The organism is Streptomyces sp. NPDC057307 (assembly GCF_042667665.1).
In the GTDB taxonomy this organism is placed as follows: domain Bacteria; phylum Actinomycetota; class Actinomycetes; order Streptomycetales; family Streptomycetaceae; genus Streptomyces.
Window position 1 is genome coordinate 13,384 of sequence record NZ_JBHUZM010000066.1, and the last position, 19,330, is coordinate 32,713.

Here is a 19,330-nt window from a genome sequence, read left to right on the forward strand (position 1 = left end):
GTGCTGACTCCCCCTGTGGCCGGCCACGACGCAACATATCGCGTCTCTTACAGAACACGATATATCGTGGTTGGGGGAAGTCAAGACCTATCGCGATGGCGGCTACTCGTCGTCCTCGTCGTCGTCCAGGCGGGCGAGCCACGTGGCCAGACGTTCCACCGGAACCTCGAAGTCCGGGTTGAGATCGACGAACGTACGCAGCTGCTCGGCCAGCCACTCGAAGGTGACCTCCTCCTCGCCGCGCCGCTTCTCCAGTTCCTCGATCCCGCGATCAGTGAAGTACATGCGATCAGCGTAACTACCTGGTGGGGAGGGGAGGTATCCCCGCACATGGCCGTGGGGTGAGCGGGGGAGTGGTGGCGGAACACGACGTACAGGAAGTGGTCCTGCCCGGTGGGCAGGTCATTCTCGCCAGGGTCAGCGTGCTGCGGCCGGACGAGTCGGAGTTCGAGGACGTCGGGGCCGTCGACCGGCTCCGGTCGGGCGTCGCCCGCGTCAACGAGGTGATCGCCGCGGTCGGCGCCACCGTCATGGACGCGGCGCGGGCGGCGGGACCGAGCGAGGTCAGCGCCACGTTCGGCATCGAACTGGCGGTCAAGCCGGGCGCCGGTGTGGCCGCCGTCCTGGCCGACGGGGAGGCCAAGGCGTCCATCTCCGTCACCCTCACCTGGCAGCTGGACCGCGAAGCGGCACGGCCCGCCCCGGAAGGCTCGCCGGGACCGGAACCACTCCCCACTTCGGGATCATCCGGCTAGCCTCGTCCCACTTGCCTCAACTTCGGGGGAACGGGGTGCGGATGAAAGACGCTCAGGTCGGCCGCGGATCGCCGGGGAGCGGATCGCGGGGCGAAAGGCGACGCGCCCTTCCAACGCCCTCATACTCCCCGCGTGTTGACGCATGAGCTCCCTCGAAGCCCCCGTGAGCCGGGGAGTCGTCCGCATCGGGCCCGCCGCCGACGGGTATGACGCAGACAGTGCCGATTTCTGGGGCAGCGGCTTCTTCGTCGCCCCCGAATGGGTCGTGACCTGCGCGCATGTCGTGGACAAGAGGGTGGGTGCGATGGAGCGGGAGCCAGGGGGCCCAGTCACGGTCACCACCTACGACGAGGAGCGGCTGGACGGCGAGATCGCCCACGTCCTGGCCGGTCACGACCTCGCGCTCGTACGGGTGCCCGGCGCCGACTTCGCCGACTGCCTCTGGCTCAGCGACCGTTCGGCCGCCACACCCGCCCAGGTCGAACTGTTCGGCTGGGCGTCGACGCTGGGGGCGCACGGCGCCGAGGAGTTCGTCGCCACGACGGCCATCGCGACCGGCGGACGCCAGGGGCAGGCGCTGTGGCTCAAGAGCGCCCTGGTGCTGCCCGGTTGTTCGGGCGGCCCCGTCGTCGACACCCGGTACGGATCGGTCGTCGGCGTCATCAAGGGCAAGAAACAGGGCGACGCCACCCTCGGCCGCGCCGAGTCCATCACCGTGCTGCGCGCCCTCGGCGACGAGGTGGCCGGATCCCCGTGGGCGGAGGTCGTCGGCGCCCACGACCGGCACCATCTGCGCCGGTTCGAGGGCCCCGGCGACTGCTGGCCCCGCCGCCACCACCGGCTCGCGCTGGCCCAGGGCCGGCCGCACAGCTTCACGCCGCAGTCACGCACCCAGCTGTACGGGCTGTTCGCCGACGTCGAACCGCCCACGGGCCCCGGCGAGGTGCTGCAACTCGTGAACGGCGCGAGCCGCCGCATGCTGCGCAGCACCCAGCGCATCGAGTCCAACGACCCGCGCACCTGGCGTGAGGGCGCGGGCCTGCTCCACGATCCGCGCGAAGGCACCGAAGCCGCCCCGGCGGGGCAGGACCTCGAACAGGAAGGCGTCGTCCTGTACGCGGCGATGGTCTATCTGACCCTGCGCGCACGCCGCGACAGCCCCGGCGCCCAGAAGCTCCGTGACTGGGTCCACAAGGCCGCCGACGCGCTGGAGAACGAGGTGATCCGCGAGGAGACCCTGGAGATCCTCGCCGGCGGCGACCGCGACGCCGACCCGGAGGCCGGCCCCGTCCTGGAGGCCGTGCACGACGACGTCCTCGTCGTCATCGAGCCCGAGATATACGGCACCCACCCCTGGCGTGTGCAACTGCTGGACCCCGACGGCGGCACGACCACCGTCCGGTACGACGAGGAGGGCGTCCCGCGCCACGGGCTGGAGGAGGCCGTACGCCAGGGTCTGAGCGAGGCACTGGCCCGCGCCGACGCCGGGCAGTACGTCGCGGCCGTCGACTTCCTGCTGCCCCGCGCCCTCTTCGACGAGCCCGTCGACGAGTGGCGCTCCCGGCTGCCGCGCGCCGACGAACCGCCCAGCGTGCACACGCTCCCGATCGGACGGCGCCGAGTCGTCGCCCTGCGCGACCAGTTGCGCCGGCGCGACGGTGTGACCCCGGAGTGGAACCGCGGCAGACGCGCCACCGACCGGGGGCCGCTGGAGGCCGTACCGCTCTGCCTGGACGTGCCGGACCGGGGGCACACGGCCACCGCGCCCGAGGGGGAGGAGGCGGCCTACGCGCGGCTGTCGGTCGGTACGGCGGGCCTCGCGGGCGCGTCCCTGCCGGTGTACTGCGCCAGTACGGCCACCGGGCGCGGCTCGCGTGTCCTCACCCGCGCCTTCCACGCCGGCCATGTCGCCGTGCTGTGCCGCCGCACCGGCGAGGACGGGCACGACGACTGCGCGGAGTTCTACCGCAGGGCCGCCGAGTTGGTGCGCGACGCCCCCACCGGCAGCGCGCTGCGCGAGCGCGTGCGGGTGCTGCGCAACCTCAGCGCCGATCCCGACCGGTCCGACCGGCAGACGGCCTGGGCACGGCACATCGTCCTCATCTACGATCCGCCACACAGGCCGGCGCTTCCCGACGAACCACTGCACGCTCCACCGCTATGACAGATGGATGCCCCCAACTCACCTGCTGCGGACGGGGTACGGACGGCCAGGTGGGGTACGGACGTCCAGGATGCCGGGCGCACGCCGGGCTGACATCGATGAGGAGCCTACTGTGACCGACTGGCGCATCTACCGGGGAGCGGGGCTGCCGCACGACGGTGCGCGGCACTTACCGGATCCGCCCCCCTGGCGGGAGTTCACCGCGCGCACCCCCGACGGCGCGGCGGGTGCGGACGGTACGCCGGACGGACCGGACTCCGAAGAGGTGGACAACGCCCGCCGGCTGGGTGTCAAACGCCGCCTCGTGGAGTCGTTCCACCCGCGCCCCGACGAGGTCGAGGCCGTGAACGCCGCGCTCCAGCTGCGCCGTCCGCTGCTCGTCACCGGCAATCCCGGCACCGGCAAGTCGACGCTCGCGCACGCCGTCGCCCACGAACTGCGGCTCGGCCGGGTGCTGCGCTGGCCCATCGTCAGCCGTACGACCCTCCAGGACGGCCTCTACCACTACGACGCGATCGGCAGGCTCCAGGACGTACAGCTCGACCGGGCGGTCTCCGGCGACGCGGTGCGGCAGCCGCCCATCGGGTCGTACATCAGGCTCGGCCCGCTCGGTACGGCGCTGCTGCCGTCGGCCGACGGACTGCCCCGGGTACTGCTCATCGACGAGTTCGACAAGAGCGACATCGACCTGCCGAACGACCTCCTGAACGTCCTGGAGGAGGGCGAGTTCACGATTCGTGAGCTGGCGCGGCGCGTCGAACGCGAACCGGCGACCGACGTCCTCACCGACGACGGGACGCCGGTGACCGTGACCGGCGGCCGGGTCCGGTGCACCGCCTTCCCGTTCATCATCCTCACCTCCAACGGCGAACGGGACTTCCCCGCCGCCCTGTTGCGCCGCTGTATCCAGCTCGAACTCAAACCGCCCGGCGAGAAACAGCTCGCCGCGATGGTCGCGGCGCATCTGGGCGAGGAGGCCCTGGAGGAGGGCGCCGAGCTGATCGAGCGGTTCCTCCAGCGCGAGCCCGGCGAGGTCGTCGCCACCGACCAACTGCTGAACGCGCTGTATGTGACCCAGCGGGCGGCCCACGCCGAACAGGTCACCCGCAACAGGCTCGCCGAGATGCTGCTCCGCCCTCTCGACCGTCCGAGGTGATGGCGGATGACCACCCCCGACCCGCCCCCCGGCGACACGCCCCGCCCGGACCCCGCCGGACCGTCCGCCGGACCGGACGGGCTGGCGGAGCTGGTCGGCCGGCTGCGCGCCGCGGGCCGCGACGTGTCGGCCAGAGAGCTGGCCGAGGCCGTGTGGCTGGCGCGTCTGACGGCTCCGCGGCCCCGCTCAGGGGATCGTCCTGAGCATCATGAACCTCCGCCCACCCGGCCGACCGGGTCCGACGAGGCCGTCCGGCCGCCCGCCGACGAGCCGGAGCCCCGGCCCGAGCCCCCGCCCCGCAGCGCCGAACACACCGCGCCCCTCTCGCTCTACGCGCCGTCCGGCGCCGACGCCGTCCCGACCCGCTCCTTCCCGATACGGGCCCCCGCCACCGGAGCCCTCTCCGGCCTGCTCGGCCTGCAACGCGCGCTGCGACCGCTGCGCGGCTACCGCCCGCCCGTCGCGCCCGTCCTCGGCGCGGAACTGGACGAGGAGGCGACCGCCGAACGCAGCGCCGCCGACGGCATCCTGCGCCCCGTACGCCGCCCGGCCGCGCACCGGGAGGCGGAGATCCAGCTCCTGATGGACGCCTCCCCGACCGCGTCGGTGTGGCATCTGACCCTGGAACGGCTCCGCCAGGCCTGCGAACGGCTCGGCGCCTTCCGCGACGTCCAGGTGCACTATCTGCACCAGGGACCGGACGGTTCGGCGATGGCCGGCACCGGACCCGACCCGCACCACACCCGGCTGCGCCCCGCCGACCAGCACCGCGACGTCACCGGCCGCCGGCTCACCCTCGTCATCAGCGACTGCGTGGGGCCGCTGTGGCAGTCCGGCGGCGCCCAGCGGCTGCTGTACCGCTGGGCCGAGGTCTCCCAGATCGCCGTCGTCCAGCCGCTGCCGCCGCGCCTGTGGGACCGTACGGCGCTGCCCGCCGATCCGGGGATGCTCGTGCACGAGCCCGGGGTGGGGCGCGGCATGCGGTTCGTCGCCGACGAGCGGCACGGCCGCGCGGAGCCGCCCGCCGGGGCGCTCCCGGTGCCCGTCCTGCTGCCCACCGACCGCGTCCTCGGCGGCTGGGCCCAACTGCTCGGCGGCACCGGCACCCGTACGATGCGCGGCGCCGCGGGCTGGGTGCTGCCGCGGCACCCGGCGCAGCCCGCGTCGGGGCCCTACGGAGGGGCGCGCACCCCGCAGGCGCGGTTGCGCGACTTCCGCTCCGGCGCGTCACCCGGCGCGCTCGAACTGGCCGTGCATCTGGCGGCCGTACCGCTCTATCTGCCCGTCATGCAGCTCGTCCAGGAGGCGCTGCTCCCCGACACCGGCCCCATGCAGCTGGCCGAAGTGCTCCTCGGCGGACTGCTGGAGCGGCTGCCCGACACCGTCGACGTGCCGGGACCGCGCTACGACTTCGCGCCCGGCGTACGCGAACTGCTGCTGGAGATGCTCGACCGGGGCGCCGCCGAGCTGGTCCTCAAGTACCTGTCGGAGTACGTCACCCGGCGCTTCGGCAAGGGCATGCGCAACTTCCCCGCGCTCGCGGTCGCCCGCCTCCAGGGGCAGGAGGCCGACGAACCGACGGTGCCGGAGGACCCCGACGGCGGGCCGCAGGCCGACGAGGAGCTGTTCGCGCAGGTCCCCGCGCGCGTGGTGCGCTGGTACCGGCCCGTACGGCCGGTGCCCGGCCGCCTCGACGAGGTGGAACGGCTGCTCGGGCTCTGGCGCGACCGGCGCGACCGGCAGATGCTCTTCGACGCGCAGGCGCTCGCCGAGGCGGCGCTGGCCGCCGACGGCGACGGGCGCTCACGGCATCTGCTGGGGCGGGTGCTGTTCGCCCGCGCCAACACGACGGAGGCGCGCCGCGACCCCGAGGAGGCGCACCGGCTGCTGGTGCGCGCCGAGGGGCTGCTCACCGGACAGGAGCCGGCGACGGCGGTCGCCCGCGCGGACGTCCGGCACGAACTGTGGCGCCAGGACCACGACACCCGGTGGCTGTACGCGGCGGTGGCCGGGCTGGCCGAGATGTCCGACGGGGGAGAGCTCGCCACGCGGACGGCGCGCCGTCTGCGGATGGGCCGGGTCCTGCTCGACCTCGCCAGGACGGTGCCCGAACGGGAGCAGCCCGCCACCGCCGCCGTGACCGAACTGCGGTCCGCGCTCGCCCTGCTGGACGATCTGGAGGCGCCCCCGCACCGCCGCGCCGGCGCGCTCCTCGACCTCGTGGCCGCCCTGCGGCTGACGCGCGGGCACGACACCGCGGAACTGCTCACCCTGACGGACGCGGCCGAGTCGGCGGCCGAGGACAGCGCCCCGCTGCTGCTGCGCGCCCGGCACGAGCGGGCCCGGATCCACCGTGCGGCGCGCGACTGGGAGTCGGCGGCGACCGCGTACCGGCAGGCCGAGCGGAGCGCACCGCGCGACAGCCACGTCCGGTGCGAACTCCTCGCCGAATGGGGCGAGATGCTGCTCACCGAGACCGGCCGGCCCGACCGCGCGGAGGGCATCCTGCGCGAGGCCCTCACCAACGTCACGTCCAGGGCCCCGCTGCGCTGGCGCCTTCATCTGCTGCTCGGGACGGCCCTGTTGGACCGCTACCGCGACGACCGCGTGGGCGGCGGCTTCCTGCCCGACGTCTACGAGGGCTGCCATCTCCTGGAGCTGGCGGCCCGCCGCGCCGCCGACCCGGCCACCCGGGCCCGCTCCTGGCTGACGCTGGCGGGCGCGCGGCTGGACCTGCCGGACCCGGAGTCGCACCTCGCCACGGTGGAGTCGGACTACGGGCGGGCGCTGCGCGAGATCACCGAACCGCCCTCCCTCACGGCGGCCCGCGCGCTGCACGGCCGCGGCGAACTGTACGAGCGGATGGCACGCCCCTCCGCGGCCCTGGCCGACTACCGCGCGGCCGACCGCCACTGGCGCGGCCTGACGGAACAGGGCACCCCCGTACCGGAGGACGAGGCACGGGCGACCCGCGAGCGGGCGGAGGCGCTGGCGCACCGAGAACGGTCCTGGTGAACCGGGCTCCGGCCCGCCCGCGGGCGTGGTCCAGCACTCATCGGCGTACGCGACCGGCGCATGCATCCGCGCGCCCGGCATGCGCTCCCCACCGTGTGTCCTCGAAGTAACGCCCCGCGGCCGGAACACCAACTCCCCATATGGCGAACGGGTTTCCGAATCGTGGCCCTCGGGAAGTAGAACCCTCACGGCATCGCCTTCTGAGGCGTGTGGTGAAAGTAGCGTCGTCCGCCCACAGGGCGGGGCTCACGCCCGCCGCGCGGGTCGCGCGCCCCGAGCCGGGCGGGACTTTCAGCACCGGGCGTCGGGGGCATCGGGGGTACTGGGAGGAGCAGAGGGTGCTGGAGCAACGTGTGGCCGGATCCGCGGGGCAGGTCAGTGGGATACCCGGCAGCCCTGTGCTCCCCGATCTCACCGGGGTCGATCTGCGCACCCTGCGGAGACTCGACGACGCCGCGCTGACGTCGGCCGTCGAGGACGTGCTCCGCTGTCCCGACTCGCTCACCGACCTGTGGAAAGACGGGCAGTGAGACGGCCCGGTCGACGGCGGGATTCGGCCAGTCTCCGCGCGGAGCGGAGGTAATGGCTCCGGCTTCGGGGACTCTCGCGGTCCCGCCCGGTGCCCTCGTGCGGCTTGCCGCCACCCGCCAGCGGACCCCCGACATCGACCTGCTGCACGCCGCCCTCCACAGCCGCCGGCTGGTCCTGCTGAAAGCACTCCTCGCCAGGGTCGAACGGGCCGGCCTGGCGGCGGACGCCCGAGCCGCGTTCGACCGGGACTGGGGCCTCCTGGAGCGGGCCGAGTCACCCGCCCCGGCCGTGGCCCGCAGGCTCCTCGACTACCCCGCCGTCGGCGGCTGGATCGTGGACGCCCTCAACGCGCCCGGCACGGACGGCCTCACCGCCGCACTCCACCCCCTCGGCGGGATCGCCGTCGGGGTGGCCCTGCGCACTGGCGCCCGGCTCGACACCGTGCTCCCCACCGCGGACGGGCGCCTCGTCCTGCCCGGCATCGGCGTCCACGACGCCCGCACACCCCGCGTACGGATCCGCTCCGGCCCGCGCGGCACGCTGCTCACCCCCGTGGGCCACCCCGCCCGCTCCGTCCTTCTGCGGCCCGGCGGCCGGGGGGCGGGGACGGGCTGGCACTCCCTCGCCGTCCTGCCGGGCAGTACCGGCCGGCTCGACGACCTCGGCACCGGACACGCCCCCGCCGTGGACGTGACGCGGCGGCCCGACCGCGCCGTCTGGCTCACCCGCTGGCGCGCCGCCGTCTCCTTACTGGAGTCCGCGGACCCGTGGCGCGCCGCCGAAGTCACCCGGCTCGTACGGTCCGTGGTCCCGATGGCACCCGTCGACAAAGGCGCCGAAGGCGCGTCCAGCGGCACCCTCAGGGCGGCGCCCTGGGCCGTCCACACCGCGCTGCCCGACACCGCCCGGCGCTTCGCCGAGGTGCTCGTCCATGAACTCGCCCACAGCAAACTCGCCGTCCTCGCGGACCTCGTCGCGCTGCACCACGCGGACGGCGCGGCTGTCCACCGAGTCGCGTGGCGCGCGGACCCGCGCCCCCTCGACGGCGTACTCCAGGGGACGTACGCGCACCTCGCCCTCGCCGACCTGTGGTCGCGCGTCGCCGACCGCCCCGGCGCGGCCCCGGCCGCCCGCCGGGCGGCCCGCACCCGCCGTGAGGAGTACCGGGCACAGGTCGCCGACGCGCTCCCCGTCCTGCTGCACAGCCACCAACTCACCGCGCAGGGGCTGAGTTTCGTCGTATCGATGAAACAGCACCTGACGTCGCTCGGGCAGCTCCCGAATAGCCCGTACGCACTGTCCGATTCCCTGTCCGGCGATGGTGACGTTCGGTAACGTATCTAACGCGCCGTCAGGGAACGGCTTGGAACGACGGATGGATGAGGAGACGCGCGCATGGTCGCTCAGCGGCACCTGGCGGGGGACGGCGGACCCGATCAGGAGTCCCAGCATTTCGTGGTCGCATTCCCGGGACATCACCGGCCGTGGGCCACCTGGATCGCGCGCCGGCTCGAAGCCCACGGCCACCGGGTCACCTCGCACCGCTGGGACCCCGACCGCGAACAGCCCCTGGAGGACGCCCTCGGCGATCTCCTGCTGGCCAGAGGCCGCGTCCTGCTGGTGCTCAGCGACTGGTTCTTCCAGCTCGGACCGCGTCGTGAGGGCGAGTGGAACGACGTTTTGCGCGGCTTCGTCGCCGACAACGCCGACCGGTTCGCCGCCGTCAACCTGACCAACCGCGCCCTGCTGCCGGCCACCGCCGTCCTGGAACCGGTCGACCTGTGGGGCATCGGCGAACAGGAGGCCGAGCGGCGCCTGTTGACACGGCTGTCCCTCGACCCGGCCACGCTCCGCGCCGACACCGCCGCCCCCGACTCCCGCTACCCCAGCGACGCCCCCGCCGTCTGGGGCGAGGTGCCGCGCCGCAACAACCGCTTCACCGGGCGTGACGAACTGCTCAACCGTGTCCAGGAATCGCTCTCCGACGTCGAGCCCGGCGCCTCCGTCTGCGCGCTCGTCGGCATGGCGGGCATCGGCAAGACCCAGCTCGCCGCGGAGTACGCGCACCGCTTCATGCCGGACTACGACGTCGTGTGGTGGGTCAACTCCGACCAGCGCGGCACCCAGCGCGACCGGTTCGGCGAACTGGCGCCGGCACTGGGCCTGCGCAGCGGCTCCGAGCCCGGCGAGCGGATCCGCGCGGTGCGCGACGCGCTGCGCCGCGGCGATCCGCACACCCGCTGGCTGGTGATCTTCGACGGCTGGGAGGACGTGGAGGAGGCCGCCCGCATGCTGCCCCAGGGCGGCACCGGCCATGTCCTGATCACCTCCCGCAACCATGGCTGGCGCACCGTGGGCGACGTCGTGGAGGTGCCCGTCTTCGCCCGCGCCGAGTCGACCGGCTATCTGATGCGCCGGGCCCCGCACATCACGGCGGCCGAGGCCGACGAGGTCGCCGCCGAGTACCAGGACCTGCCGCTCCAGATGGCGCACGCCGCGGCGCTCCTCGGTGAGATGCGGATGCCCGTACCGGAATACCTCGACAAGGTCCACAGCGGTGAGATCAACCCCCTGGACGAGGTCTCCGAGCTGGGCGACTACCCCAGCTCCTCGCTGACCTCCTGGTCGATGCTCTTCAACCGGGTCCGCGAGTCCGAGCCGCGCGCCCTCGAACTCCTCAAGCTCTGCGCCTGCTTCGCGCCCGGCCGGATCCCCATCGGTCTGGTGCGCGGCGTGACCCCCGCGGACCTCCCCGAGCAGCTGCGCTGGATCGCCGACAACAGCCCCGACTGGCCGCGCGCCCTGGACACCCTCGCCAACTACTCGGTCATCACCAAGGATTCACGGAGCGCGTCCGTGTCGGCCGGCAACGACGGAGGGCCCCGCCAGGAGTCCGTCCATATGCACCGCGTCGTGCACGGCATCGTCAGCCGGCTCACCGCCGGGGACGACCGGGAGATCCACCGCGCCGTGGTCCGCCAGGTCCTCGTCGGCAGCGACCCCGGTGAGCCCTCCGACAGCAGGCGGTGGCCCCGGTACGCGGAGATCCTGCCCCAGCTCGAAACCTCCGGCTCGCTGGAGAGCACCCACCCGCGCACGATCCAGCTCATCCTCAACTGCCTTGAGTACTGCTACAACAGCGGTGAGTACACGGTGGGCATGGACCTGGCCGCCCGGGTCAGGGAGAAGTGGGCCGCCCTGTTCGCGCCCGACTCCGAGCACATGCTGGAGCTGACCGCGCAGACCACGGTGATGCTGCGGGCGAGCGGCCGGTTCCACGAGGCGTACGACCGGGACGGCGCGGTCCTCGACCTGCTGCTGGCCCAGCCGGAGCCCGACCCGGTCCGGCTGATGACGGCCAACAGCGGACTCAGCTCCGACCTGCGGTTCCTGGGCCGCTATCCGGAGTCGTACCGGCTCCAGCGGGACGTCGTCGAGGTCGGCCGGGAGCTTCGCGGCGCCGACGAGTGGACCACTCTCCACGCCCAGCACAACCTGGGTGTGGTCCTGCGGCTCCTCGGCCAGTACGAGAAGGCGTACGAGACCGACCTCGACACGCTCCGCAAACGCGAGGCGGTCCTGCGCGCCCGGCACTCCGACACGCTCCACTCGGGCAACGCCTGCGCCCGCGACCTGCGGCTCCTCGGCCGCTACCACGACGCCCTGGCCCGCCAGGAGTTGATCGTACGGACCCAGATCCAGGTCCTCGGCGAGCGGCACCCGCAGACGCTGTGGGCGCAGCACAACCTCATCCTCTGCAAGCGCAGGGCGGGATCCCAGGGCGAGGACATCGGCCCGGTCATGGCCGACCTGCTCGCCCGCCACGAGCGGGTGAACGGCAAGGGCCATCACAACAACCTGATGCTCGTCACCGACTACGCCAACTACCTGCGGGTGCACGGCGATCTGGCCAGGGCCAGGGACCTGCTCGCCGAGGCCGAGGGCACCTACCGCACCCTGGTCGGCCCGGCCCACCCCGTACCGACCGGCATGCAGTCCAACGTCGCCCTCCTCATGCAGGCCGAGGGGAACAGGGACGGCGCGCTCGTCCTCTTCGAGCAGGCGCTGACCGGTCTGCGCACCCTCCTCGGCGACGACCACCCGTGGACGCTCGGCTGCGCGCTGAACGCGGCGGGCGGGCGCAATCTCACCGGCCGGCTGGAGGAGGCCGCCGAGCTGAGCAGGGAGACGCTGCGGCGCTCCCGTGCCGCGCTCGGCGACGACCATCCGCTGACGCTCTCCAGCCAGACGGCGCTCGCGGCCGATCTGCGGGCACTCCAGCAGCGCGAGGAGGCGGACAAGGTCGAGGAGGACGCCCTCCAGAAGCTGACACGCACGATGGGCGCGCAGCACCAGCACACGCTGTCGGCGCGCCAACGGGTGCGGCCCTACTGGGACTTCGAGCCGTATCTGGGCTGACGCACCGCCCGTTCGTACACACGGGATTCACCGTCCCGCTCGTGCACACGGGGCACCGTCCCGCTCGTACACACGGGTACGCACAGGAGGGCCCGGCACCGCTTCCGCGCGGTGCCGGGCCCTCCTCACGTACGTCTCACAGCCTCCGTCAGGCGTCGAACACCTCGGCGCACAGCTGCGCCTGCTCCGCCTGGTGCCGCTTGGCGGAGCCGACCGCCGGGGACGACGACGCGGTCCGCGAGATACGGCGCAGCCGCTCCTCGTGCGGGACGTCGGCGCCGACCGCCAGGTCCAGGTGGTCGATCAGGTTGAGCGCGATGAACGGCCACGCGCCCTGGTTCGCCGGCTCCTCCTGCGCCCACAGGTACTTCTCGGCGTTCGGGTACTTCGCGATCTCCGCCTGCAGCTCCGCGCCCGGCAGCGGGTACAGCCGCTCAAGACGCACGATCACCGTGTCCGTCAGACCGCGCTTCTGCCGCTCGGCGTCCAGGTCGTAGTAGACCTTGCCCGCGCAGAAGACGACCTTGCGGACGTCCGCCGGATTGATCGTGCCCGCCTCGGCCAACGAGTCGCCGATCACCGGGCGGAAGCCGCCGGTGGTGAACTCCTCGATCTTCGACGTCGCCGCCTTCAGCCGCAGCAGCAGCTTCGGGGTGAAGACGACCAGCGGCTTGTGGTGCGGGTTGTGGACCTGCCAGCGCAGCAGGTGGAAGTAGTTCGACGGCAGGGTCGGCATCGCGACCGTCATGTTGTTCTGCGCGCACATCTGGAGGAAGCGCTCGGGGCGCGCGGACGAGTGGTCCGGGCCCTGGCCCTCGTAGCCGTGCGGCAGCAGCAGCGTGACGCCCGAGGTCTGGCCCCACTTCTGCTCCGCCGACGAGATGAACTCGTCGACGACCGTCTGCGCCCCGTTGACGAAGTCGCCGAACTGGGCCTCCCACATGACCAGCGACTCCGGGCGGGCCAGCGAGTAGCCGTACTCGAAGCCCATCGCCGCGTACTCGCTGAGCAGCGAGTCGTAGACGTTGTAGCGGGCCTGGTCCTCGCCCAGGTAGAGCAGCGGGGTGTAGTCCTCGCCGGTCTCCTGGTCCACCAGCACCGCGTGGCGCTGGCCGAACGTGCCGCGGCGGGTGTCCTGGCCCGACAGCCGGACCGGGGTGCCCTCCATCAGCAGCGAGCCGATGGCGAGGGTCTCGCCGGTGCCCCAGTCGATCGTGCCGTCCTCCACCGACGCCGCGCGGCGCTGCATCTGCGGCATCAGCCGCGGGTGCACCGTGATGTGGTCGGGGATGTTGACCTGGGACTCGGCGATCCGCTTGACGACCTCCTGCGAGATGGCCGTCGTGACCGCGACCGGGAACTCCGCCTGGGCGTCCGGGACATGCGTCGGAGCCGGGTGCGACGTGGCCTCACGAACCTCGGCGAACACCTTCTCCAACTGCCCCTGGAAGTCCTGGAGCGCCTGCTCGGCCTCTTCCAGCGTGATGTCGCCGCGACCGATCAGCGACTCGGTGTAGAGCTTGCGCACCGAGCGCTTCTTGTCGATCAGGGTGACCATCTGCGGGTTGGTGAACTGCGGGTTGTCGCCCTCGTTGTGACCGCGGCGGCGGTAGCAGATGAGGTCGATCACGACGTCCTTGTTGAACGTCTGGCGGAACTCGAACGCGAGCCGCGCCACCCGGACGCACGCCTCCGGGTCGTCACCGTTCACATGGATGATCGGCGCCTCGATCATGCGCGCGACGTCCGTCGCGTACATCGAGGAGCGCGAGGCTTCCGGGGCGGCGGTGAAGCCGACCTGGTTGTTGATCACCACATGCACCGTGCCGCCGGTGCGGTAGCCGCGCAGCTGCGACATGTTGAGCGTCTCGGCGACCACACCCTGGCCCGCGAAGGCCGCGTCGCCGTGCAGCGCGACGGGCAGCACGGTGAAGTCGGTGCCCGCCTTGTTGATGATGTCCTGCTTGGCGCGCGCGATGCCTTCGAGGACCGGGTCGACCGCCTCCAGGTGCGAGGGGTTCGCCGCCAGCGACACCTTGATCTGCTCGCCGTCGAGACCGGTGAAGGTGCCCTCGGCGCCCAGGTGGTACTTCACGTCGCCGGAGCCGTGCATCGACTTCGGGTCGAGGTTGCCCTCGAACTCGCGGAAGATCTGCGCGTACGACTTGCCGACGATGTTCGCCAGGACGTTCAGCCGGCCGCGGTGGGCCATGCCGATGACGACCTCGTCGAGCCGCGACTCGGCCGCCGAGTCGATGACCGCGTCGAGCAGCGGGATGACGGACTCGCCGCCCTCCAGCGAGAACCGCTTCTGGCCGACGTACTTGGTCTGCAGGAACGTCTCGAACGCCTCGGCGGCGTTGAGCCTGCGCAGGATCCGCAGCTGCTCCTCGCGCTCCGGCTTGGAGTTGGAGCGCTCGATACGGTCCTGGAGCCACTTGCGCTGCTTCGGGTCCTGGATGTGCATGAACTCGACGCCGGTGGTGCGGCAGTACGAGTTGCGCAGCACGCCCAGGATGTCGCGCAGCTTCATCATCGACTGGCCGGCGAAGCCGCCGACCGCGAACTCCCGCTCCAGGTCCCACAGCGTGAGGCCGTGCTCGGTGATGTCCAGGTCGGGGTGCTTGCGCTGGCGGTACTCCAACGGGTCGGTGTCGGCCATGACATGGCCGCGCACCCGGTAGGAGTGGATCAGCTCGAAGACCCGCGCGGGCTTCGTGACGTCCTCGTCGTGCGACGCGTCGATGTCCTTGAGCCAGCGGACCGGCTCGTAGGGGATCCGCAGCGCCTGGAAGATCTCGTCGTAGAACTCGTTCTCGCCGAGCAGCAGTTGACTGACGATCCGCAGGAACTCGCCGGAGGCGGCGCCCTGGATGACGCGGTGGTCGTACGTGGAGGTCAGCGTCATGACCTTGGAGATGCCCAGCTTGTTCAGGGTGTCCTGCGACGTGCCCTGGAACTCCGCCGGGTAGTCCATCGAACCGACGCCCATGATGACCGACTGACCGGGCATCAGCCGCGGTACGGAGTGCACCGTGCCGAGGCCGCCCGGGTTGGTCAGCGAGACGGTGACGCCGGTGAAGTCGTCCATCGTCAGCTTGTTGCCGCGGGCGCGGCGGACGATGTCCTCGTACGCCTGCCAGAACTCGAAGAAGTTGAGCGTCTCGGCCTTCTTGATGCCGGCGACGACGAGCTGGCGGTCGCCGTTCGGCTTCACCAGGTCGATGGCGAGACCGAAGTTGATGTGCTCCGGCTTGACCAGGGTGGGCTTGCCGTCCTTCTCCGTGAAGGAGTGGTTCATCATCGGCATGGCCTTGATGGCCTGCACCATCGCGTACCCGATGAGGTGCGTGAAGGAGATCTTGCCGCCGCGCGCCCGCTTCAGGTGGTTGTTGATGACGATGCGGTTGTCGAAGAGCAGCTTCACCGGGACGGCGCGCACGGACGTCGCCGTGGGCAGCTCCAGCGACGCGTTCATGTTCCGCGCGACGGCGGCCGACGGGCCGCGCAGCGTCACGTACTCGGGGCCCGTGGGCTCCTCGGCCGGCTCCTGCTTCGGCTCGGCCGCGGGCTTGGCCGCGGCCGGCTTGGCGGCGGGTGCCGCGGGTGCCGCGGGCGCTGCCTTGGCCGGTGCGGGGGCCGCGGCGGCGGGCTTCGCCGGAGCGGCGGGGGCGGCGGTCGGCGCCTGGGACTCGGCCTTGGGGGCCTGGGCCTGCGCGGGAGCGGCTGCCACGGGCTTCGCCGGTGCGGCGGGAGCCGCGGTGGTGGTGGTCGTGGTGGTGGGGGCGGCGCTCACCGCAGCCCCCGCGGCTGCGCTGGATGTCGCGGCCGGCTCGGGGGTTTTGTCCGCCGCACCGGTGTTGCCCGGCTTGTAGTCGGCGAAGAAGTCCCACCAGGCGCGGTCGACCGAATTCGGGTCCTGGAGGTACTGCTGGTAGATCTCGTCGACGAGCCATTCGTTCGGCCCGAAGGCGGCGGCAGGATTCTTTTCCTGCCCCGTTCGGTCGGTCGAGACGCTTGAGTTACTGGGGGACTGAGACGACACGGCGGCAACCGCCCTCTTCCGCTTCACAAGGTGATGGACAGCGGGAATCAAGGCTACGCCTACCGGACCGAGAGGAGCAGACCGGGCGGGGGCAACGTCATGCAAGTCACACCGGAAGGCGGGTTTCGGCGCAGGAATTGGCGGGAAACAAGCCAGGTTTCCTTGAAGCTGTCCTCGGAACTGCGGACGCACCGTGTCGTTGACGCCGCCTTTTCGGCCCCCGAACGAGGTCCGCGTGGGCGGCACCCGACCGAATGCCCGTGAAACGGGCGCTTCCGGTGCCTCCGGTTCGAACCCTACGTCAACCCCGCGCCCGGGGGATTCCCGGAAGTGTCACCTGGATGAGGCATCCGCGTACGGATTCGGCCACCCCGATGCGTCCGCCGTGCAGATCCACCGCCCAGCTCGCGATCGCCAGCCCCAGCCCCGTACCGCCGTCGCTGCCCGGGCCGTGCGGCGACGGGGCGCTGCCCCGGTTGAAGCGCTCGAAGACCCGGTGCCGCTCCGGCTCCGGGATCCCGGGCCCCTCGTCCTGGATCTCCAGGTCCAGCGACTCCGGACCGTGCCCGCGCCGCGCCCGCACCGTCACCCGGCCGTGCGGCGGGCTGTGCTTGACCGCGTTGTCGATGAGATTCGCCACCACCTGGTGCAGCCGCTCCGCGTCCGCGTGCGCCGTCAGCTCGGGCGGCGACACATCCAGATGCAGATGGACGTCCGTACGGGTGTGGTTGCCCGACCCGGAGCTGAGAGCGCGCTGCGAGGCCGCGAGATTGGCCTCCTTCAGTACCCCGGACAGATACGGCCACACCTCGAAGCGCCGCGCCTTGAGCGGCAGTACGCCGTTGTCGAGCCGGGAGAGGTCCAGCAGCGTCTCGACGAGTCTGCCCAGGCGCTCGGTCTGCTTCAGCGCCGTACGCATCGTCTCCGGGTCGGCGGCGGACACACCGTCCACCACGTTCTCCAGCACGGCGCGCAGCGCGGCGATCGGCGTGCGCAGCTCGTGCGAGACGTTGGCGACCAGCTCCTTGCGGTGCCGGTCCACGGCCTCCAGGTCGTCCGCCATGCGGTTGATGGTGGAGGCCAGGTCGCCCAGCTCGTCACGGCGGTCCGCGCCGCTCACGCGCCGCGTGTAGTCACCGTGCGAGATGCCCTTCGCGACGGTGTTCATCTCGTCCAGCGGGGCCGTCAGACCGTGCGCCACGAACTGCGTTATCAACAACGTCGCGATCATGGAGAAGACCGTGATGAAACGCAGCTCGGTCTCGGTGCGCAGCGCCACCATCAGCAGCCCCGTGGTGATGAGCACGGAGACCACGACGAGCATGCCGAGCTTCGTCTTGATGGAGAACGGCCGCAGACCCCCGGCGTCGGGTCCGCCCAGCGCCCCGTGCCCCGCCCTGATCCGGGCCGGGCCCTTCCGCGCGGGACCGTGCCCGGACGGGTCGTGGCGCGGTGAGCCGCCTCTGGAACCGGCTCTGGCCGGCCGGGGCGCGCCCGTACGGGCCGGGCGGGGGGCGCGCGCGGGGCGCGGCGTACGGCCGCCGCGGCCCGTACGTCCGGGGCCCTCGTCCCGCTCGCCTCTGCCGCCCGCCCCGTCTCTGCCGCCCGGCGACCGGCTCATGGCGCCGGTGTCTCCAGGGCGTACCCCACACCGTGCACCGTACGGATCCGCTCGGCGCCGATCTTCCGGCGCAGCGCCTTGATGTGGCTGTCGACCGTACGGGTGCCCGAGGCGTCCGCCCAGTCCCACACCTCGGCGAGCAGCTGCTCCCGCGAGAGCACCGCGCGCGGTGTGTTCGCCAGACAGACCAGCAGGTCGAACTCGGTGGGTGTCAGATGGACGTCCTCGCCGCGCACCCGCACCCGGCGCTGCGCGTGGTCGATCTCCAGCTCGCCGAGGCGCAGGATGCCGCTGCGCGGCGTCACGGCGGCCAGCGCCGCGCGCTCCACCCTGCGCAGCAGCACATGCACCCGCGCGGCCAACTCCCGCATCGAGAACGGCTTCGTCATGTAGTCGTCGGCCCCGACGCCGAGCCCCACGAGCATGTCGGTCTCGTCGTCGCGCGCCGTCAGCATCAGCACCGGCACCGGACGCTGCGCCTGGACGCGGCGGCAGACCTCCAGCCCGTCGAAGCCCGGCAGCATCACGTCGAGGACCATCAGGTCGGGCTGCCACGCCTCGGCGGCGTCCACGGCGGCCGGGCCGTCGACCGCCGTCTGGACGACGAAGCCCTCGGCACGCAGCCGGGCCGCGATGGCGTCCACGATCGTCGCGTCGTCCTCGACCACGAGCACCCGGCGCTGCGCGCCGGGAGTGGCCGCGACCCCGTTCTGGCTGGTGTGTGTCTGCTCCATCGCCCCGCCCCTGGTACGTTCCGCGATCCGTGTTCCTTGATCCACATTCCACCTGCGAATGGGGATCCCGTGTGTGGGGAGCAGCGTAGAGGCACCGGAGGGCTCCCGGCTACGCAGGGCGAACGGCGAGATGGACCACGTCAGGCACTCCTCGGGCAACTTGGATCTCTTCGGTCCTAACCCCGGTGAAACCGGCATTCCGCAGCGCCTCCTCGAAAGAGGGGGAGGGCTGCGCGGACCAGACGGCGAGGACTCCGCCGGGGTTGAGCCGCGCCAGACAGGCGGCCAGTCCGCCGGGCGTGTACAGGCTCGCGTTCTCGTCGGTGACGGTCCAGCCGGGCCCGTTGTCGATGTCCAGGCAGAGGGCGTCGTAACGGTCGAACGGCTCGTCGGAGCCCTCCGGGACCTCGGCCTCCGTACGGAGGTAGTCGACCAGATCGGTGTGGAGGATCACAGTGCGCGGGTCGCCGAGCGCGGCGCCGGAGATCCGCGCGAGCGGTCCCCCGTGGTGCCACTCGATGACGGCCTGCTCGCGCTCGACCACCACGATCCGGCCCCAGCGGGCGTCCGCGGCGGCGTGCGCGAGGGAGAAACCGACACCGAGCCCGCCGATGAGGACCGACGGCAGGCCGTCGCGCCGGTCGGGGGAGAGGGCGGCCTGCGCGGCGTCGATCAGCAGGCGCTCGGAGCGGCCGTCGGAGGTGTCCATCAGGAACGTGCCGTTGGCGATGATCTCGTGGATGTCACCGCCGCCGTCGCGGCTGCTCGGCCGCCTCCTGAGGACGACCTCGCCGTACGGGCCGTCCCGCCGGTCGAGGGTGACGGGGCGGTCGTCGGTCGCTTCGGGCGTGGGGTCGGGCACGGGGGCGTCTCCTCGGTTCTGCGGCTGA

At 72.3% G+C, this 19,330-nt stretch carries 12 protein-coding genes; 7 read left to right on the forward strand and 5 right to left on the reverse strand.

The window, feature by feature from the left end; translation table 11 throughout:
- Nucleotides 1-102: 102 nt before the first annotated feature.
- The gene (locus ACFUN8_RS21990) at nt 103-285 is read right to left on the reverse strand and encodes a DUF6104 family protein (RefSeq protein ID WP_019058231.1); all 183 of its coding nucleotides are present in this window, start codon (nt 283-285) and stop codon (nt 103-105) included.
- Between the two features lie 71 nt (nt 286-356).
- Here ACFUN8_RS21990 and ACFUN8_RS21995 point away from each other — a divergent pair, with 71 nt between their 5' ends.
- The 7 genes from ACFUN8_RS21995 (at nt 357) to fxsT (ending at nt 12,040) form a co-directional block, all read left to right on the forward strand.
- The gene (locus ACFUN8_RS21995; protein ID WP_383640169.1) at nt 357-755 is read left to right on the forward strand and encodes a CU044_2847 family protein; all 399 of its coding nucleotides are present in this window, start codon (nt 357-359) and stop codon (nt 753-755) included.
- Between the two features lie 142 nt (nt 756-897).
- Nucleotides 898-2,919 (forward strand): trypsin-like peptidase domain-containing protein, encoded by a 2,022-nt coding sequence (locus ACFUN8_RS22000; RefSeq protein WP_383640172.1) that lies wholly within the window; start codon nt 898-900, stop codon nt 2,917-2,919.
- 112 nt (nt 2,920-3,031) lie between these two features.
- Nucleotides 3,032-4,075 carry an AAA family ATPase gene (locus tag ACFUN8_RS22005; protein WP_383640174.1) on the forward strand — a complete coding sequence of 348 codons (1,044 nt, stop codon included), beginning with the start codon at nt 3,032-3,034 and terminating at the stop codon, nt 4,073-4,075.
- A gap of 6 nt (nt 4,076-4,081) precedes the next feature.
- Nucleotides 4,082-7,090 carry an SAV_2336 N-terminal domain-related protein gene (locus ACFUN8_RS22010; protein ID WP_383640177.1) on the forward strand — a complete coding sequence of 1,003 codons (3,009 nt, stop codon included), beginning with the start codon at nt 4,082-4,084 and terminating at the stop codon, nt 7,088-7,090.
- Nucleotides 7,091-7,428: 338 nt separating this feature from the next.
- Nucleotides 7,429-7,620 (forward strand): hypothetical protein, encoded by a 192-nt coding sequence (locus tag ACFUN8_RS22015; protein WP_382569249.1) that lies wholly within the window; start codon nt 7,429-7,431, stop codon nt 7,618-7,620.
- A gap of 52 nt (nt 7,621-7,672) precedes the next feature.
- Nucleotides 7,673-8,956, forward strand: coding sequence for an aKG-HExxH-type peptide beta-hydroxylase (locus ACFUN8_RS22020; protein ID WP_383640180.1), 1,284 nt, complete (start codon nt 7,673-7,675; stop codon nt 8,954-8,956).
- A 60-nt stretch (nt 8,957-9,016) separates the two neighbouring features.
- Nucleotides 9,017-12,040 (forward strand): FxSxx-COOH system tetratricopeptide repeat protein, encoded by a 3,024-nt coding sequence (gene fxsT, locus ACFUN8_RS22025; RefSeq protein WP_383640183.1) that lies wholly within the window; start codon nt 9,017-9,019, stop codon nt 12,038-12,040.
- A gap of 148 nt (nt 12,041-12,188) precedes the next feature.
- On the opposite strand, the gene ACFUN8_RS22030 is transcribed toward fxsT, so the two are convergent.
- The 4 genes from ACFUN8_RS22030 to ACFUN8_RS22045 all read right to left on the reverse strand — a co-directional run bounded on the left by ACFUN8_RS22030 (nt 12,189) and on the right by ACFUN8_RS22045 (nt 19,302).
- Nucleotides 12,189-16,085, reverse strand: coding sequence for a multifunctional oxoglutarate decarboxylase/oxoglutarate dehydrogenase thiamine pyrophosphate-binding subunit/dihydrolipoyllysine-residue succinyltransferase subunit (locus ACFUN8_RS22030; RefSeq protein WP_383640186.1), 3,897 nt, complete (start codon nt 16,083-16,085; stop codon nt 12,189-12,191).
- A 301-nt stretch (nt 16,086-16,386) separates the two neighbouring features.
- Entirely contained in the window at nt 16,387-17,409 is a 1,023-nt protein-coding gene (locus tag ACFUN8_RS22035) for an ATP-binding protein (protein ID WP_051433837.1), read from the reverse strand.
- A gap of 293 nt (nt 17,410-17,702) precedes the next feature.
- Nucleotides 17,703-18,440 carry a response regulator transcription factor gene (locus ACFUN8_RS22040; RefSeq protein WP_023538700.1) on the reverse strand — a complete coding sequence of 246 codons (738 nt, stop codon included), beginning with the start codon at nt 18,438-18,440 and terminating at the stop codon, nt 17,703-17,705.
- Nucleotides 18,441-18,549: 109 nt separating this feature from the next.
- Nucleotides 18,550-19,302 carry a spermidine synthase gene (locus ACFUN8_RS22045; protein WP_383640188.1) on the reverse strand — a complete coding sequence of 251 codons (753 nt, stop codon included), beginning with the start codon at nt 19,300-19,302 and terminating at the stop codon, nt 18,550-18,552.
- Nucleotides 19,303-19,330 lie beyond the last annotated feature (28 nt).

What these genes read in the sequence shown, in the direction of transcription:
- ACFUN8_RS22035 (WP_051433837.1), bottom strand. Translation starts at nt 17,409, where the DNA reads ATGCTCGTCGTGGTCTCCGTGCTCATCACCACGGGGCTGCTGATGGTG.
- ACFUN8_RS22010 (WP_383640177.1), top strand. Translation starts at nt 4,082, where the DNA reads ATGACCACCCCCGACCCGCCCCCCGGCGACACGCCCCGCCCGGACCCC.
- ACFUN8_RS22020 (WP_383640180.1), top strand. Translation starts at nt 7,673, where the DNA reads ATGGCTCCGGCTTCGGGGACTCTCGCGGTCCCGCCCGGTGCCCTCGTG.
- ACFUN8_RS22000 (WP_383640172.1), top strand. Translation starts at nt 898, where the DNA reads ATGAGCTCCCTCGAAGCCCCCGTGAGCCGGGGAGTCGTCCGCATCGGG.
- ACFUN8_RS22040 (WP_023538700.1), bottom strand. Translation starts at nt 18,440, where the DNA reads ATGGAGCAGACACACACCAGCCAGAACGGGGTCGCGGCCACTCCCGGC.
- ACFUN8_RS21990 (WP_019058231.1), bottom strand. Translation starts at nt 285, where the DNA reads ATGTACTTCACTGATCGCGGGATCGAGGAACTGGAGAAGCGGCGCGGC.
- fxsT (WP_383640183.1), top strand. Translation starts at nt 9,017, where the DNA reads ATGGTCGCTCAGCGGCACCTGGCGGGGGACGGCGGACCCGATCAGGAG.